An 18,480-nucleotide genomic window follows, 5' to 3' on the forward strand; every position below is an offset into this window, starting at 1 on the left:
AGAAAAACCCTTCTAAAATTATTTAGAAGGGTTTTTTTATAAAATAAAGCTAAATAAGATTTTAGCTATTTGCCTGTTTTTTAGCTTTACGCTCAGCTTGTTTTTCTTTTACCATTTCCATAATTGCACCACCAATCCAATAAGGAATAAAAGATGCTAAAAATATCATTAACCAAAAACCGATGGTTAAAATAGTTAAGAATGCTAAAAAGCCTAAGTATTGGTCAAAATCGAACATAACAGTTTTTTTCGTAAAGTTTGTCAAAGATACTAAAGCTGGTAAATGTTATGCAAGTGATAAGGCATTTTTTTCAACATAGAAATTAACAAGAATACTTTTTTATGCCTTTAAAGTAAAAAAGCCTGCCTTTTTAAGAAGACAGGCTTTTTAAAATATCTATAAAATTATATTAAACAACAAATAAAGGTTTGCCGTTCATCATATCATGAATGCTATTTTTAACAGCATCTAACTCACTATCATTTTCAATATTATTAATTACACGATCAATATACTCTACAATAGTTTTCATATCATCTTCAACCAAACCTCGAGTAGTAACTGCAGCAGTACCAATACGTATTCCTGATGTTACAAATGGCGACTCAGTATCAAAAGGAACCATATTTTTATTTACAGTAATTTCTGCTTTACCTAAAGTTTCTTCAGCAAGTTTACCTGTTACATTTTTATTTCTAAGGTCAATAAGCATCATGTGGTTGTCTGTTCCGCCAGAAATCACATCATAACCTCTTTCAACAAAAGCTTCTGCCATAACGTGAGCATTCTTCTTAACCTGAACCATATAATGTAAAAATTCATCTGTAAGCGCTTCGCCAAAAGCAATAGCCTTTCCTGCAATTACATGCTCTAAAGGACCACCTTGGTTTCCAGGGAAAATACCGCTATCAAATAAAGAAGACATCTTTTTAGGTTTACCACTCTTAAATGTTAATCCAAATGGATTGTCAAAATCTTCACCCATTAAAATCATACCACCACGAGGACCGCGTAATGTTTTATGAGTAGTTGTTGTACAAACGTGACAGTGAGGAATAGGATCAGATAGTAAGCCCTTTGCAATTAAACCAGCAGGATGCGCAATATCTGCCATTAAAAGTGCGCCTACGCTATCTGCAATTTCTCTAAAACACTTATAATCTATCTCTCTTGAATAGGCAGAAGCTCCTGCAATGATAAGCTTAGGCTGTTCGCGCTCTGCAATTTTCTGAATATTATCATAATCTAATCGTCCTGTTTCACGTTCTACACCATAATGAACAGGATTGTATAATTTACCAGAGAAGTTTACTGGAGAACCATGTGTAAGGTGACCGCCATGAGATAAATCAAAACCTAAAAATTTGTCACCTGCATTTAAGCAAGCTGCAAAAACTGCAGTGTTAGCTTGAGATCCAGAATGAGGTTGTACGTTTGCCCAAGAAGCTCCAAAAAGTTCCTTTGCTCTATCTATTGCAATTTGCTCGACAACATCTACAACTTCACAACCACCATAGTAACGCTTGCCAGGATAACCTTCGGCATATTTATTTGTAAGTACAGACCCAACAGCTTCCATAACTTGGTCACTAACAAAATTTTCACTTGCTATAAGCTCTAAACCATTTGTTTGGCGTTCTTTTTCTTTAGAAATTAAATCGAATATTTCAGTATCACGTTGCATAGGAGGTAAATCTTTAATTGAAAGCCCAAAAATAACAAAAAGCAAGTGTAAAATTGTCTTTAATGTATATATTTGATTACTTTATTGCACAACATATAAACATATAAACTCTATGAAAATAACCGCTAACGACCCAAAACGACAAACGTGGTTGCCGGTTCCCGATAAATCTGATTTTCCAATTCAAAATATTCCATTTGGTGTATTCCTTACACGTGACGATGTCATTACTATTGGAACACGAATTGGAGATACCGCTATAGATCTTGGAGCATTGCACCAATTAGGATACTTTGAGGGTATTCCTTTAACAGATGATATTTTTTTACAGGATACGCTAAACGACTTTATTTCCGATGGAAAGAAAACTTGGCGTTTAGTAAGAAATAGAATCGCAGAGCTTTTTGATGTTAAAGATAAATCTTTACAAAATCACGATGAGCATAAAGAACGTGTTCTCTTTGCAATGGATGAAATAGAAATGCAATTGCCAGTACAAGTTGGTGATTATACAGATTTTTATTCCTCTATTGAACATGCTACCAATGTAGGTACAATGTTTAGAGATCCAGATAATGCGTTATTACCAAATTGGTTGCACATACCAGTTGGATATCACGGTCGTAGTTCTTCTATAATACCAAGTGGTATTCCAGTACATAGACCATTAGGTCAAAAATTACCAAAAGGTGCAGATAACCCTAAATTAGGACCATCTCGTTTAGTCGATTTTGAGCTTGAGATGGCTTTTATAACAACAGATGCTAATCATTTAGGAGAACCAATTCCTATAGATGAAGCTGAAGACTATATTTTTGGACTAGTATTATTTAATGACTGGAGTGCTAGAGATATTCAAAAATGGGAATATGTGCCATTAGGACCTTTCTTAGCAAAAAGTTTTGCCTCATCAATATCACCTTGGATTGTTACTCTGGACGCTTTGGAACCTTTTAGAACAGAAAGCCCAAAACCACTAAAGAAACAGTTGGAGTACCTTCAATACAAAGGGAAAAAGAGTTTTGATATTAAACTTCAAGTTGCAATACAACCAGAAGATAAAGTAGAAACTGTTGTTGCTAATACAAACTTTAAATACATGTATTGGAATATGAGCCAGCAGCTAGCACACCATACTATTAATGGTTGTCCTGTAAATTCTGGAGATATGATGGGTAGTGGTACTATATCTGGTCCAACACCAGATTCTTACGGATCTATGTTAGAGTTATCTTGGAGAGGAGAGAAGCCAGTGAAATTAAAAGAAGGTGGTGATCGTAAATTTATAGAAGATAATGATACAGTAATTATTAGAGGTTACTGTGAGAATAAAGACATAAGGTTAGGTTTTGGTGAAGTTTCCACAAAATTATTGCCTGTTTTTAAAAAACAATAAAAGCTTAAGTTTTTAATTTAATAACAAAAACACCTACAGTTAACGCTGTAGGTGTTTTTTGTTAAATTCATTTGTAGGAATAAACTTTAACAAGATATTATTAATAGATATAATGTTAATTGTATAAATTTATTTAACAAATTTTAAATTTCCTCTTATGAAAAAAATTACTTATTGGCTTTTTTTGTTAATATTTACAATTTCCTTAACATCTTTGGAAGCGCAAGAAAAGCGACAAACAACAGCACAAGAACAAGAAATTGAAGCAAAACTTCAAACCCTATTTGGTTTGGAAAAAGAAGTTTTTGAAAGGCGTGTAAATATCTCTGCACAGCAACAATCACCTAAAGCTCTTAAGATGTCTAGTAATTCTTTACAGAGGTCTACAGAAATTCAATCCTCACACGTACAATCTGGTTTTAACCTTCAAGGCGATTTAAGCTGTAGCCAAGAGCAGGTAAGTAATAATTTTGAAAATGGATTATTTATTGAAGCTGGCGGTCAAAAAGTTGCAGATGATTTTTTTGTTTCAATAAATACAGACACGTTTGATGTTAACCAAATTAGTGCTAACATACTAACACAAGGTGGTTTAGAAAGTGTCAATATTACATTTTATGAAGATGATGCTGGTTTACCTGGTACACAAATAGGTGCTTCAATAGTTAGTTTAGTCCCAACATCTCAAGATGTTATAGGGACAGCTTTTGGATTTGATGTACACGATGTTGTTTTAGATTTACCAAGCACAATTTCTTTTGCAGGCACAGGTACAGAAGCTGTAAGATATTGGGTTCAATTAGAAGGAAACCCAAATACTGCAGGAACAAGTGTTGGTATAGAGTCAACTTCTGTAGGTGTAATAGGAGAGTTATCTGTATTTGATAATGATGGAAATGCAACTAATGAATGGCTTTTAAATGATGGCGGCTTAGATAGTGTAATTACTATAAGCGGTAATTGTATACAAGTTTCAGGCTGTTTAGCACCTGAAAACTTTGTAGTAAGCCCAACTGGAGAAAATGCAGATTTTACTTGGGATAATGTTCCAGGTGCTGTTGATGGTTATACACTATCAGTTTTTGAAGCTGGCGCAGATCCTACTACTGCAACTGCTGTATTTAGCGCTAATTATGGTGCGGGAACAACTATGGCAACAGCTACAGGCTTATCTACAACTACACCTTACGATGCGTATATAAGTTCAGATTGTGGTGGTACAATTTCTGCTCAAAACACATTAAGTTTTTCAACTACTATTGAAGATCCTGTTTGTGGTAACAGTTATTTAGATTCTGGAGGAAGAGATAACAATTACCAGGACAGTGAGCTAATCACAACTACAATTTTTCCTGAAAATGATGGAGATGTTGTAACCTTAACTTTTACGTTTGTTGATATTGAAGTAAATACTACAGGCGCAGGAACTCAAGATGGTTGTTGGGATTTCCTAACCATTTATAATGGACCAGATACGACGTCTCCTGTATTAGCACAAACTCTTTGTGGTGAGGCTAGTGGTTCTGGAGCAACACCATCTGTTGATACAAGTAATCTTGAAATAGGTGATTCATTCACATCAACAGATATGTCTGGAGCATTAACAATTGTATTTACATCTGATGAAGTCTTTAACTTTGGTGGATTTGAAGCCGTTATCTCTTGCGATGTGCCTCCTGTTTGTATGGCACCAGATTTAGTACTTGATAATGTTACTACAGACACTGCAGAATTTAGTTGGAGTGAAGTTGCAAATGCTAATAATGGGTATATCTTCTCTGTATTTAGCGAAGGAGCAGACCCTACAACAGCAACTCCTGTTTATACAGAAAATATACCTGCAGGAACGCTTACAGCTACAGCAACAGGTTTATCAGATACTACTATATATGACGCATACATCACTGCAGATTGTGATGCCGACGGTTTGTCTGCATCAGACTCGGTGACATTTGAAACCAATTTTCCAGATCCTGCTTGTGGTGGCAAATTTTATGATACTGGTGGACCAAATGGTGACTTTGAAAATAACGAAGACTACACAACTATAATTGCTCCAGATGATGCAGGAGATGTAGTTACTGCAACATTTACCTTTGTAAACAATACAGAATTTGATGTACTTACTGTAGATACTGGTGATGGTAGTGGCCCTCAAGTAGTACCAGAAATACCAATGGGAGGCACTCCAATCTCATATACTTCATTTGCATCAGATGGTAGCTTAACATTTCAATTTACATCTTCAGGTGTAGTTGAAAATGCAGGTTGGGAAGCAGATATCACTTGTGATTTACCAGCGGCTTGTTTACAACCACTTAATTTTGATGTTTCAGCAATTACAGATACATCAGCTACATTTACTTGGGATGAAGAAACTAATGCAACGAATGGATATGTTTTAGAAGTTTATAGTTTTGGTGATAGTCCAGGATCTGGAACGCCTGTTTATACAGAAACTGTTGCATCTGGAACTTTAACAGCAACAGCTACAGGATTAGACACTAACTCAATGTTTACTGCTTATATTTATTCAGATTGTGATACAGATGGTATATCAGAAACTACAGACATAGAGTTTGAAACCTTAATAACGCCACCAGCTTGTGATGGCACTTTTAGCGATAGTGGTGGAGTAGATGGTAATTATTCTTCTAGTGAGGTTACTACAACTACAATTACACCAGACAACGCTGGAGATGCTGTTACTATTACGTTTACTTACGTAGATATTGAAACAGCTACAGCTGCAGGAAGTCAAGATGGTTGTTGGGATTTTATGACCATTTATAATGGCCCAGATACCACATTCCCAGTTTTAGCACAAACACTTTGTGGTGAAGAGAGTGGAGATGGTGGTGCACCTTCTGTAGATACAAGTTTACTATCTGTTGGAGATGCATTTACATCAACAGATCCTTCAGGTGCATTAACTATTGTTTTTACTTCAGATAGTTCAGTTGAAGAGACAGGTTGGTTAGCAGACGTAACTTGTGCTACATTATCTGTGGATGAGTTTAGTGCAACTAACTTTACATATTATCCAAATCCTAGCACTGGATATTTAACTATTAATTCTAAAGAAACTATTGACTCTGTTGAAGTAATTAATCTATTAGGACAGCAATTAATTAAACAGAAGCCTAATAGCCAAGATTATACTTTAGACTTAACTACGTTAAGTGCAGGACAATATTTCTTAAGAGCACAAATAGATGGTAAAACTGTGGTAAAATCTATTTTAAAAGAATAAGTTTTAAATTCAATTAATATGCAAAACGCTGGTAATTTAATTACCAGCGTTTTTTTATTATACATTAGAATGTGAATTTAAACCTTGTCTTTTAGGAATTTAGCGGTGTAACTTTTTTTATTCTTCACAACTTCTTCTGGAGTGCCATATGCTAATAATTGACCACCAGTTTCACCACCTTCCAAACCAAGATCTATGATGTAATCTGCACATTTTACAAGGTCCATATTATGCTCTATAACTATTACAGAATGTCCTTTTTCAATAAGTGCATTAAACGATTTTAAAAGCTTATTAATATCGTGAAAATGTAATCCAGTTGTAGGCTCGTCAAAAATAAATAATACCTTGTCTTTTGATGTGCTTTTAACTAAGAAAGAAGCAAGCTTAATACGTTGAGCCTCGCCACCAGATAGTGTAGAAGAGCTTTGGCCTAATTGTACATAACCAAGACCAACATCTTGTAAGGGTTTTAGTTTTCGAGTAACTTTAAGTTCTGCTTGCTCATCAAAAAATGATATGGCATCATCTATAGTCATAGTTAAGATATCATGTATAGATTTATCACCATATTTAACTTCTAACACTTCTTTTTTGAAACGCTTTCCTTGGCAAGTTTCACACTGTAAGTGAACATCTGCCATAAATTGCATCTCTATAGTAACTTCTCCTTCGCCTTTACAAGTTTCGCATCTGCCACCATCAACATTAAAGCTAAAGTGTTTTGCTTGGTAATTTCTAATTTTAGATAATTTCTGAGAAGCAAATAAACTTCGTATATCATCATAGGCTTTTATATACGTTACTGGATTACTTCTAGAAGAGCGACCTATAGGGTTTTGATCTACAAACTCGATAGCTTTTACATTTCCAAATTTACCTTTAAGTTCAGAAAATTGTCCAGCCTTTTCACCATAACCGCCAACTTCTTTTAACATTGCTGGATACAGTAATTTTTTAATCAAAGTACTTTTTCCACTACCTGAAACTCCAGTAATAGCAGTAAAAACACCTAAAGGAAACGTAACATCAATATTTTTTAAATTATTTTCTCTAGCACCAACTATTGTAGCTTCATACTTCCAACTTCTTCTTTTGTCGGGTAAGGGAATTTCCTTAGTGCCATTTAAATAATCTGCGGTTAAAGAGTTGGATTTTAAAATATCGTTATAGGTTCCGGTAGCGACTACGTGACCACCATGTGTTCCTGCTTCTGGACCAATATCTATAATTTCGTCTGCAGCTTTCATGATATCTTCGTCATGCTCTACTACAATCACGGTATTACCTAAGTCTCTCAAATCTTTTAAAACACCAATAAGACGCTCTGTGTCTTTAGGATGTAAACCAATGGACGGTTCATCTAAAATATACATAGATCCTACTAAACTACTACCTAAAGATGTTGCGAGGTTAATACGTTGGGATTCTCCACCAGAAAGTGTGTTACTTTTTCTATTTAGTGTTAAATAATCTAAACCAACATTAGATAAGAACTCCAACCTGCTCGTAATTTCTTTTAAAAGCCGCTTTGCTATAACTACATCATATTCATTTAAAGTTAGAGATGTAAAGAAATCTCTTACTTTATTTAGAGGAAGCTCAACCAAATCTGTAATAGTTGCATTGCCAACCTTAACGTAATTGGCTTCGGGTCTAAGTCTTTTTCCTTTACATACTGTACATCTAGTTTTGCCTCTATACCTAGATAGCATTACTCTGTTTTGAATTTTATAGGCTTTAGATTCTAGCTCAGCAAAAAAGTCATTTAAGCCAGTAAAGTATTTGTTGCCTGTCCACACTAAGTCTTTATGCTCTTGAGATAACTCAAAATAAGGTTTGTGAATAGGAAAGTCGAATTTATGTGAGTTGTTAACTAATTGATCTCTATACCAACTCATGCTTTCACCACGCCAAGGAAATATAGCATTCTCATAAATTGATAGTCCTGTGTTAGGTAATACCAAATCTTCATCTATACCAATTACATCTCCGTAACCTTCACATTTAGGGCACGCACCATAGGGATTATTAAAACTAAAAAGATGCGGATTTGGCTCTAAAAATGAAATGCCGTCCAACTCAAATTTATTACTAAAATGATAACGTTTATTAGTATCTAGTTCTTCAATAAAAAGCTCGCCTTTACCTTCATAAAAAGAAGTTTGTATGGAGTCTGCCAGTCTATTTAGATAATCTTCGTCATTTTTTGTAATAATTCTATCAACCACTAAAAACAAATCTTTAGGTTTTTTTGGAAGATTGGCTTCATCTATTCGTTGTACATCACCATCTACCAAAATTCTGCTGTATCCTTGTTGTAATAATACGTTTAGTTTTTCTTCTAGGGTTCTTCCTTTTTCAATTAAAAAAGGAGCTAATAGTAGGAGTTTTGTACGTTCCTCATAGTTGGAGATATGCTTTACAACATCTGCTACTGTATCTTTTTTTACTTCTTGACCAGATTTAGGGGAATATGTTCGTCCTATTCGAGCAAATAAAAGTTTTAAATAATCATATACCTCGGTCGATGTGCCTACAGTACTTCTAGGATTTGTACTATTAACCTTTTGTTCAATAGCAATTGCTGGAGCTATTCCTTTAATACTTTCTACTTTAGGCTTGTCTAATCTGCCAAGAAACTGCCTGGCATAGGAGGAAAGACTTTCTACGTAACGGCGTTGGCCTTCTGCATACAACGTGTCAAAAGCCAAGCTGGATTTTCCAGAACCAGAAAGTCCTGTGATGACCACCAATTTATTTCTTGGTATAACAACATTTATATTTTTTAAATTATGAAGACTTGCGCCTTTTATGATGATGTTTTTCTTAGGATTAACATCTATATCTTGGACTTTCATATGTAGTAAACTGCAATTTTTGCAAAGATAAGCAAAGCATTTTTGCTTTAATCCTGAGGTTTTAAAACATTAAATGTTAAAGTTTTAAGTTTAATTTTGCATAATTGATTTGAATGTTGTTATATTTACGCCCAACGTATCACACTAAATCATATTGCCTATAGCATACAGTTACTTTAAAAAATTTATGATCGCTTCTCTCGAGGCACCTAAAAGTAACATGTATGATGCAATATTCAACTTCAGATGCAGCTCTTGTCCGTAAATATATGGATGGTGACGAAACAGCACTAAGCACTCTAATAAATAGACACCAACAAAAACTTTATAGTTTTATTTATTCTAAGGTTTTTGACCGTACCATAACAGAAGATGTTTTTCAAGACACTTTTATTAAGGTTATAAGAACTCTTAAGCGAGGAAAATATAATGAAGAAGGTAAGTTTTTACCTTGGGTTATGCGTATTTCTCATAATCTTGTTATAGACCACTTTAGAAAAAACAGTCGCATGCCTAAGTTTGAAGGCAAAGGTGACTTTAGCATTTTTGATGTTTTAAAAGAAGATACATTAAATGCTGAAAAGATGCTCATTAAAGAGCAAATAGAAAGCGATGTACGGGAATTAATACATGAATTGCCAGAAGATCAAAAAGAAGTTTTAATAATGCGTATTTATAAAGACATGAGCTTTAAAGATATTGCAGAACAGACAGATGTGAGTATTAATACTGCTTTAGGGCGTATGAGATATGCATTAATTAATTTAAGAAAAGTTATAGAGGAGCATAATATTGTATTAACCAATTACTAAATACAATATGTTTGAATTTTAGGCGTTTTTAGGAATAACTAACGCATAAATTTAAACCATGCCAAAACTTTACTCAAATACATCTTCTGAAGAGGTTTCTCAATTAAAACCAAAAAAAGAAACAATTGCCTTTTTGTTGAATTATTCGAAGGCATTGCGAGTTATTGATTGTGACCCACTAAAGTTTGAGACAATTTTAAACTAGTCTCATCTAGATTGTTCTAACAAACCCATTACTTAGCCGAATGGGTTTTTTTTATGTTCTATTTTTTCTTTTTGTAGTAATCTGCTAATACAGTTTTTCTACCTATGGTTTTAGTAATAATGTCTTTGTCTAAGTCCCAACCTCTTGCTGGAGAATATTCTCTGCCGTACCAGATTATTTGCAAATGAAGATCATTCCAAAGCTCTTTTGGGAATAATCGCTTTGCGTCTTTTTCGGTTTGCACCACATTTTTTCCATTGGTTAAATTCCAACGATACATTAACCTATGTATATGAGTATCTACTGGGAAAGCTGGAATGCCAAAAGCTTGGCTCATTACAACACTTGCTGTTTTATGCCCTACAGCTGGTAAGCTTTCTAAAGCTTCAAAATCTGCAGGAACTTTGCCATCATATTTATCTATTAAGATTTCACTCAAACCATGTATACCTTTGGCTTTCATAGGAGAAAGACCTACAGGTTTAATTATATCTCTAATTTCTTCAACAGATAATTTTACCATTTTATAAGGATTGTCTGCAACCTCAAATAAGAGTGGTGTAATTTTATTTACCCTAACATCTGTGCTCTGTGCAGACATAAGTACTGCTATTAATAACGTATAAGGATCTTTATGATCTAATGGTATAGGTATGGTTGGGTATAATTCCTGGAGTTTATCTATTACAAATTGAACTTTTTCAGCTTTGGTCATAATTGTAGGTTTATTTCAATTTAAACTTCTGAATGTGTAGATTAACATTTAAAACATCTTCTTTTTTAGGATGTTTAGTTGCTTCCATCTGTTTTAAAAAATTAAATAATGCTTTAGTGTCTTCAAAAGTATTATTACTTCTTGCACTTACTTGTCTGTAAAAATTATCATTTAAAGTAGTGGTTTGTAACCTTAACTCATTCCTTATATATTCCATAAACAAAGAAATTTGTTTATTAATAATACTTTTATGGTCTTTTTTATCTAGATATAGGCCTGCAATAGTTTTGGTATAATCGTAAGTTTTGTTGCTTAGTGGTGTAATTACTTTAATGGCTCTTTGTTTTCGCTTGCCTTCAAAAATTACAAATAAGACTCCTGTTATTAACAATAAATAATAAGACCATTTAAAATACTTATTACTAAACAACACATACATTAATGAGGTTTGAAATGTTTGACCGCTTTTATAATGCCTATCCCAATATATTTTGTCATTAGTATTTAAATAAGCTAAAGCGTGTTCTGTGTAGCTTATGTTGTCTTCCATTAACATAAAGTAATTGGTGAATGCTTTAGGAAAAAGATGTAAAGTAAGCGAGCCTTTACCATATGGTAATTTTATAAAATTCACGTAGTTTTCCTTTATCGCTCTATTTTCATTAAGATAGTCTGCATAACCTAAAATTGTAGTTTTAAGCGTGTCTATTTCGTTGAAATATGATACATAACTAGTTCTCCCAAAGTCGTATGCGCTGTCTTGCTTAAATTTAGGATTCGAAAGATTTAAAAGAGGTCTTTGCCTCATATCCTTAGTAGACAGCAACGTTTCTGTCTGTAATCCTAGTGAATCTTTCGTAGGTTTACTTATGCTATTAGCAGATAAGAATACGTTGTTGCCTTTTGAAACCCAATTTAATATTGTGTTTAATTCATCTTTGTCAAAATAGACGTTGTTATTAAGAAAAAAGTAGGTGCCTTGGTGAACTGTATCTTGTAAAAATTCATAAGGTGGTACATCAACTAAGGTTATATCGGTACTTTTATTTTGCGATAAACTTTCGAATAAGACATAGCTTCCAAACGGTATTTTATCTTGGTTTATATAACTCTCAAACCAATTTACGGGCTCTTTTTCTAGCGACTCTAGGATAACTAATCCCGCTAAAAATGCTATGAAAATGCCAAACATTATTTTGTAAGACTTACTCATAGTAGTGTTTCAATTTCATTAAACTGCGCCTTGGCTTTTACATAGTCTTTTTGAGTAATACTAAAGTTACCATACCATATAAAATCATAGATTCTGGTAATGTTTGTAAACCCATTTTTAAGATTTTTATTGGTGATCTCGTTAAGGTAATCTGTATTAGTCTTATCAAATTCATAGTCTATCTGTTCAGCATCTGTCAACTGCTTAAGAACAAATAAGTAATGGTACCTTATAGCTAACCTATACTGTTTATTATTTAATGCATCTTCAATTAAAGATGGTATGTGTTGTCTCTTTATGATATCTTCATCTTCACTCATTAAAACCTCTCCAGAATCTGGTGATTTTAAAAAACGATTACCAATATTTAATTTTATAAAAAGCCAGACTATAAACCCTACTATGCCAACAAGAATTAGATATGGTAAATAATTTACTAGAAATAGAAGAATTGCATTGCCTTCATAATCACCAAATAGCCAATTCATAAATTGAATCCATTTTGTATTAAGCCAGCGTTTGATTTTTTGCCACCAAGTTACTTCTTCAACTATTTCTACATAATTGAAGTCTGAATCTTTTTTTAAGTCTTTAATAAATGACCTGTTTATTTGTAATGGATTTACATCAGTATCATCAATCAAGATTTGCCTATCGGGTTTAGCAATAGTGTCTACTTGGGCATTAGTAACTAAGCTAAAGCAGAATATTAATATGTAAAGAAATGTTTTTATAATTCTGAATTAGAGCGGTTTCCTAAATTATCTATAGTTTCAATAGTACCAGTGTAATTTTTGCGTTCATTTAGGTTGAAGTAAAGAAATGCTGTCATAATTGCATAAAAAATATATAGTAGATATTGAAACACATTACTTATAACACTTAATGTAACATAAACCCAATCGAACATTGAGCTAGGATCGCCTTGAGAAATTTCTGATGATATAGTAAAGGCTTTCACAAATGTGTACATAAACATTGGTATTTGAACCACTAAACCAATAATATAAAGCAGAATACCAAAAATGAAAATCGTAATAAAAGACATCCACCAATTACTTTTAATGAGTTGAAAGCTATGGCTTATGCTACCTAATATGTCTTTCTTTTCAAAAATAAGTATGGCAAAAACTAACGTTAGGGGAACCATTACATAAATGCCAGGAATTACACATAACGCTAAACCTAAAAATAAAATTATTGAAGACACTACACCAAGACCAATTAGTTCCCAAAAGGTATACTTTACTTGATGCGAGATGTTACTTTGAGATATAGTACCGTCATTTTGTATATAATCTTTTATAAAATTTAAAATGGTACCGTAGAGTAAAGCATAATAAATAAGGATTGAAACGATAAGAAATGCCATAGAGGCAAATAAATTTCCTAAGCCCATACCGGTATCAAATGTTTTAAACAACTCGCCACTAGCTAAAGAGCCTAGAGTAGAGTAGTTGTAATAAATTGTAGCAGCTACCAATATGAGGAAAAAAGGGCCCACATTTTTTATTAATGCTTTAAACAAAGCTTTATAGTTTTCTCTGAAGAATTTAAAAGTATCTGTTATAATCTCTCCTAGCTCACGCTGGCGCTTAAATTGTATTGAGTTGTCTTTCATGTTTTTTGTGAAGTTGTATTGGATAAATAACGTAATAAAATAAAATTAGAGCTAAGGATATAACTATTATGCATATAGCTAACCAGTCTGGCATTTCTGTATGTCGGGTTACAAAACCTTCTAAAAAACCAGCAATTATAAAAAAAGGTATTGTACTAATTACAATTTTTAAACCTGCTTTAATTCCATTTACAAAAGATGTAAGTCTGGTAAACGTATTTGGAAACAAAATACCTTGTCCTACAACCAAACCAGCACAGCCAGCAATGATGATTACTGAAATTTCTATAGTACCGTGAATCCATATAGTTCTCACAGATTCCCATAAGACACCTTTATCGTAAAAGAAATATTGAAATGCGCCAAGCATAATGGCATTACGCATAATTAAAAACAGTGTACCTATTCCTAAAAATATGCCTAATACAAACGCCATTAAAGAAACCCTAATATTATTAATGGTGATACCTAAAAACATGTTCATTTCACTGGCTTGTTTATAAACGGCCATAGGATCTTCATTAGCTATATTCTCTAACGTCATATTTACATATGCATCTCCCATTACAGCTCTAACAAATGCACCATCTCCAGAAGCAGAAAAAGCGCCAACTATTGTAAACAATACAAAAACTAAAAAACTTAATAGTAACTGCTTATGATAGGCATAAAAAAATAACGGAAACTCTTTTACATAAAAGCTTAAAAATCTATTTCTAGATTCTTTTTTGGTTTTATAAATACTTTGGTGAGCTTTTACAGATAAGCCATTTAAATAGGTTAGCGTGTTACTTTTGGGGTAAAAGGTTTGCGCATAGCTTAAGTGGTCTGTAATCTCTACATAGAGATTAGAAATTTCATCTGGAGACACTTGTGTGTTATTAGATAAGATGTTTTCAAATCTTAACCATTTGTCTTTATTTTGCTTCACAAAAGCGGCCTCACGCATTTAGAGATATATTTCCTCAAAGAAACAGATTAAATGGATAATTTTCAAATTGAAACTGCTCAAAATATTAGCATACAACAACAAGTTGCTGGTATTGGTGAGCGTATGTTAGCTTTTTTTGTTGATATCTGTATTTATATAGCCTACGTTATTCTTGTAATGCTATCGCTTTCAGGTGTAAATATTTCTTCTGAAGACGAATGGATTTATGGTATGGTTATAATGTTGCCAATGTTCTTATACCATTTGTTATGGGAAACGTTTTGGAATGGAAGATCACCTGGTAAAGCAGCTGTAGGAATAAGGGTTGTAATGTTAGATGGTTCTAACCCTAATTTTTCAAATTACTTAATAAGATGGTTATTGCGCTTGGTAGATATATCATTTACATCTGGTAGTGTAGCAATAGTAACATTATTATTAAGCGGAAAAGGACAACGTTTGGGAGATATTGCTGCTAAGACCACTGTAATTTCAACTAAAGGAAAAGTTAAGTTTAATGATATAATATATTCTAATGTAGAAGAAAATTACCAACCTGTATATCCTCAAGTTACGGTATTTACAGATAATGAAATACAGAATATAAAAACAATCTTTTACCGAGCTAAAGCAAAAAGCCAACATCATATTATATTAAAGCTCGCGTCTAAACTTAAAGTAGTAATGGATATAGAAACAGAACAAAAGCCTATATTGTTTATTGAAACTGTCATTAAAGACTATAACTACTATACCCAACTGTAATGGATTTCTTTGTATTTGTTGATCTTATAGGAACAATAGCATTTGCAATTTCTGGTGTTTTAACAGCTACCAAGAAGCGTATGGATGTTTTTGGCATTATCATTATTGCTTTTGTAACATCAATTGGTGGTGGTACGTTAAGAGACCTTTTAGTAGGGTTTCCCGTAGCTTGGATACGCAATACCTATTATGTTTACTTTATTATAGGATGCGCAATTTTAGCTATTTTATTTAGACGAAAATTAAGACATGTAAGAACCTCTTTATTTCTATTTGATACTATTGGTATTGGTTTGTACACCGTAGTTGGTATAGAAAAGGGATTATCTGCAGATTTGTCTCCAGTAATTTGTGTTGCATTAGGTACGGTTACAGCTACATTTGGTGGTGTAATACGAGACATACTGTGTAATGAAATACCAGTTGTATTTAGAAAAGAGATTTATGCTACTGCCTGCATTTTAGGAGGTGTTTCCTACTTTGTGTTATTGTTCTTAACACCAATACCAGAAGGTATTATTTTTGTTATAGCAGGATCAATAGTAATTACATTTAGGCTACTAGCAGTACATTACAAATGGATACTGCCTACAATTTACTCGAAAGAAGAAATGGAAAACTTAAATTAGTCTAAGACTTCAACTGTAATAGGTATATTTCTTAGTGGCCATTCACTATCGTCTGTTTCAACGGCATTTATTTTATCTACCACATCCATACCTTTTGTAACTCTTCCAAAGACTGTATGATCATTATCTATATGGTGAGCACCATTTTTCTTTTGAACAATATAAAATTCAAACGGAGAAGATGCTTTGCTAACATTTTGTTCTGAATATTTAGCAGCGGCAAATGCACCTCTTATATGAGAATAACCAGCTTTAAATTCAGAAGGAATTAAAAAAGAACCAACTTTGCCTCTCATTTTGGCTGTGTCTGTACGATCGCTATTACCACCTTGAATCACGAAGTTTGGAGATACTCTGTGAAAAAAGGTAGTGTCAAAATACCCAAGTTTTGCTAACCTAATAAAGTTTGCTCTGTGTAATGGAGTATCATTAAACAGCGTAACATAAATATCTCCCATGTCTGTTTTTATAACAACACGATTTTCTGGGTTGTCTTTACCATAGGCAGTAAGAAAGGGTATAAGTTGTTCCTGCTCTATTTTTTCAACATCTGGTAACTCTGCTTCAAATCTTGCTCTACGTTCTGCAATAGTTTCAACATCTGGGATAGAATCTGGAATAAGGTCCTTACTTACGGTCTTGGTGTTTCCTTTTTTCTGGGTTTGCTTATCTTCACAACCCGAAAGTAAAACAACTACGATTAACGCTAAATAAGAGAATTTATAAAATGACATTTGATGATTTTAAAGTATTGGCATCAAAAGTAGAGAATCTAGAACTTCCTGGAAAAAAAGCGTTGTTTAAAATGGCGCCTATGGAGCGTGTTAAGGAATTAAAAGATGTAGATATTAAAGCACTAAATCCTAGAGAAGCTGCCGTAACCGCATTATTTTACCCTAATAAAGACAACCAGACGTTTTTAATTCTCATTTTAAGGAAAACTTATAAAGGTGTTCACTCTGCTCAAATAGGTTTTCCTGGAGGTAAGGTAGAGCCAGAAGACAAAGACTTAAAAGATACAGCCAAACGTGAAACAGAAGAAGAAGTAGGAGTGCCATATAATGATATACAGCTAATTAAAAAAATGACAACGGCTTATATACCGCCATCTAATTTTAATGTACATCCTTTTATCGGCTATATAGAAGACACTCCTAAGCTAATAAAGCAAGACGATGAAGTAGAAGATATAGTTTTGGTTGATATAGATGATTTCTTAAATGAAGATAGCCTTATTGAAGAAACTTTAACAACATCTTATGCTACAGAACTAACAGTTCCTGCCTTTCATTTAAATGGTCATGTGGTTTGGGGTGCAACAGCAATGATGCTATCTGAAATCAAAACCTTGTTTAAACAGGTGCTTTAAGAGCGGTTTTGTATCTTTGAAGTTCTGTTTTTTAATAAAAACTTAATTATAGACATTATATGGGGTTATTTAAAACCAATCCATTCGGGCATAAACTTATATTAAAAAAATGGCTCATTCGTATTTTAGGGGCTTTAACGCACAGACGTTTTAAAGGGTTTAATCAACTACAGATTGAAGGTTCTGAGATTATAAAAAACCTACCAGATAACAATGTACTCTTTGTATCTAACCACCAAACATATTTTGCAGATGTTGTAGCCATGTTTCATGTGTTTAATGCAAGTTTAAGTGGCAGAGTAGACTCTATTAAGAATATTGGTTATTTATGGAATCCTAAGCTAAATATGTATTACATAGCTGCTGCAGAAACTATGAAATCTGGGTTTATACCAAAATTATTTGCTTACGCAGGATCTATATCCATAGAGCGTACTTGGCGTGCAAAAGGCAAGGAAGTAAACCGTCAAGTTAAGATGAGTGATATAAGCAATATAGCAAAAGCTTTGGATGATGGTTGGGTTATTACATTCCCACAAGGAACTACTAAACCTTGGAAACCTATTAGAAAGGGTACGGCGCATATCATTAGGCATTATAAGCCAATTGTAGTACCTGTGGTTATAGATGGTTTTAGAAGATCTTTTGATAAAAAAGGATTACGAATAAAAAAACGCGGTATACTACAATCAATGGAAATTAAACAACCTTTAGAGTTTGATTATGAAAACGATAGTGTAGATGATATTGTAGAAAAATTACAGTTTGCTATTGAGCAACATCCTTCATTTTTAAAAGTAATTCCTACTGAAGAATTACAAGCTGAAGAGGAATTAAATAAAGAACGTAAATGGCAATATTAATACGCTAGATTCACATTAAATATAATTGACAGTAATATTTTATTGCTAAACATTTCTTTCAGCGATGATTTAGTTAATTTTCTCGTTAAATATTAAAAATGAGATATTTATTGTAAAATAGGTATAGTCTTTGCACAATATTGTGTAGATTATTCGTTGTGA

The 18,480-nt window shown here is 33.2% G+C and carries 16 protein-coding genes; 7 read left to right on the plus strand and 9 right to left on the minus strand.

Going from position 1 to position 18,480, the window contains the following annotated elements:
• Nucleotides 1–61: 61 nt before the first annotated feature.
• Nucleotides 62–238 (minus strand): hypothetical protein, encoded by a 177-nt coding sequence (locus CL818_RS01795; RefSeq protein WP_013187589.1) that lies wholly within the window; start codon nucleotides 236–238, stop codon nucleotides 62–64.
• 172 nt (nucleotides 239–410) lie between these two features.
• The gene (gene glyA / locus CL818_RS01800) at nucleotides 411–1,685 is read right to left on the minus strand and encodes a serine hydroxymethyltransferase (protein ID WP_219359532.1); all 1,275 of its coding nucleotides are present in this window, start codon (nucleotides 1,683–1,685) and stop codon (nucleotides 411–413) included.
• A 112-nt stretch (nucleotides 1,686–1,797) separates the two neighbouring features.
• Here glyA and fahA point away from each other — a divergent pair, with 112 nt between their 5' ends.
• On the plus strand, nucleotides 1,798–3,081 hold the full coding sequence (gene fahA, locus CL818_RS01805; RefSeq protein ID WP_219359531.1) for a fumarylacetoacetase: 1,284 nt from the start codon (nucleotides 1,798–1,800) through the stop codon (nucleotides 3,079–3,081).
• Between the two features lie 157 nt (nucleotides 3,082–3,238).
• Complete coding sequence (locus CL818_RS01810) at nucleotides 3,239–6,334, plus strand: T9SS type A sorting domain-containing protein (RefSeq protein WP_272974225.1); 3,096 nt, start codon at nucleotides 3,239–3,241, stop codon at nucleotides 6,332–6,334.
• A 77-nt stretch (nucleotides 6,335–6,411) separates the two neighbouring features.
• On the opposite strand, the gene uvrA is transcribed toward CL818_RS01810, so the two are convergent.
• Complete coding sequence (gene uvrA / locus CL818_RS01815; RefSeq protein WP_286971274.1) at nucleotides 6,412–9,195, minus strand: excinuclease ABC subunit UvrA; 2,784 nt, start codon at nucleotides 9,193–9,195, stop codon at nucleotides 6,412–6,414.
• 224 nt (nucleotides 9,196–9,419) lie between these two features.
• Here uvrA and CL818_RS01820 point away from each other — a divergent pair, with 224 nt between their 5' ends.
• Nucleotides 9,420–10,007: an RNA polymerase sigma factor gene (locus CL818_RS01820; RefSeq protein ID WP_013187594.1), complete on the plus strand. Its 588-nt coding sequence runs from the start codon at nucleotides 9,420–9,422 to the stop codon at nucleotides 10,005–10,007.
• 263 nt (nucleotides 10,008–10,270) lie between these two features.
• Here the strand turns inward: CL818_RS01820 and CL818_RS01825 are convergent, their stop codons facing one another.
• The 5 genes from CL818_RS01825 to CL818_RS01845 all read right to left on the minus strand — a co-directional run bounded on the left by CL818_RS01825 (nucleotide 10,271) and on the right by CL818_RS01845 (nucleotide 14,710).
• Nucleotides 10,271–10,927 (minus strand): endonuclease III domain-containing protein, encoded by a 657-nt coding sequence (locus CL818_RS01825; protein ID WP_013187596.1) that lies wholly within the window; start codon nucleotides 10,925–10,927, stop codon nucleotides 10,271–10,273.
• Between the two features lie 10 nt (nucleotides 10,928–10,937).
• A complete protein-coding gene (locus tag CL818_RS01830; RefSeq protein ID WP_286971277.1) occupies nucleotides 10,938–12,140 on the minus strand; it encodes a DUF4350 domain-containing protein in 1,203 nt (400 codons plus the stop codon).
• Nucleotides 12,137–12,784, minus strand: a complete 648-nt coding sequence (locus tag CL818_RS01835) for a DUF4129 domain-containing protein (RefSeq protein WP_272974222.1) — start codon at nucleotides 12,782–12,784, stop codon at nucleotides 12,137–12,139. Before CL818_RS01835 ends, CL818_RS01830 begins: the two co-directional genes overlap by 4 nt.
• Before the next feature lie 86 nt (nucleotides 12,785–12,870).
• Entirely contained in the window at nucleotides 12,871–13,761 is an 891-nt protein-coding gene (locus CL818_RS01840; RefSeq protein ID WP_272974221.1) for a hypothetical protein, read from the minus strand.
• Nucleotides 13,736–14,710, minus strand: coding sequence for a stage II sporulation protein M (locus tag CL818_RS01845; RefSeq protein WP_013187600.1), 975 nt, complete (start codon nucleotides 14,708–14,710; stop codon nucleotides 13,736–13,738). The genes CL818_RS01840 and CL818_RS01845 overlap by 26 nt, the downstream gene beginning before the upstream one ends.
• Before the next feature lie 33 nt (nucleotides 14,711–14,743).
• Here CL818_RS01845 and CL818_RS01850 point away from each other — a divergent pair, with 33 nt between their 5' ends.
• The gene (locus CL818_RS01850) at nucleotides 14,744–15,457 is read left to right on the plus strand and encodes an RDD family protein (RefSeq protein WP_272974220.1); all 714 of its coding nucleotides are present in this window, start codon (nucleotides 14,744–14,746) and stop codon (nucleotides 15,455–15,457) included.
• Complete coding sequence (locus CL818_RS01855) at nucleotides 15,457–16,086, plus strand: trimeric intracellular cation channel family protein (protein WP_272974219.1); 630 nt, start codon at nucleotides 15,457–15,459, stop codon at nucleotides 16,084–16,086. Before CL818_RS01850 ends, CL818_RS01855 begins: the two co-directional genes overlap by 1 nt.
• Here the strand turns inward: CL818_RS01855 and CL818_RS01860 are convergent.
• Entirely contained in the window at nucleotides 16,083–16,820 is a 738-nt protein-coding gene (locus tag CL818_RS01860; protein ID WP_272974218.1) for a peptidylprolyl isomerase, read from the minus strand. The two genes, CL818_RS01855 and CL818_RS01860, sit on opposite strands and share 4 nt — an antisense overlap.
• Between CL818_RS01860 and CL818_RS01865 the strand changes: the two genes are divergently transcribed.
• Together CL818_RS01865 and CL818_RS01870 are read left to right on the plus strand one after the other, a co-directional pair.
• Complete coding sequence (locus tag CL818_RS01865) at nucleotides 16,814–17,455, plus strand: NUDIX hydrolase (RefSeq protein ID WP_272974217.1); 642 nt, start codon at nucleotides 16,814–16,816, stop codon at nucleotides 17,453–17,455. The genes CL818_RS01860 and CL818_RS01865 overlap by 7 nt on opposite strands.
• A 59-nt stretch (nucleotides 17,456–17,514) precedes the next feature.
• Complete coding sequence (locus CL818_RS01870) at nucleotides 17,515–18,318, plus strand: lysophospholipid acyltransferase family protein (protein WP_013187605.1); 804 nt, start codon at nucleotides 17,515–17,517, stop codon at nucleotides 18,316–18,318.
• Nucleotides 18,319–18,480: the final 162 nt, after the last annotated feature.

This window comes from Croceibacter sp. (genome assembly GCF_002716225.1).
Classification (GTDB): Bacteria; Bacteroidota; Bacteroidia; order Flavobacteriales; family Flavobacteriaceae; genus Croceibacter; species Croceibacter atlanticus.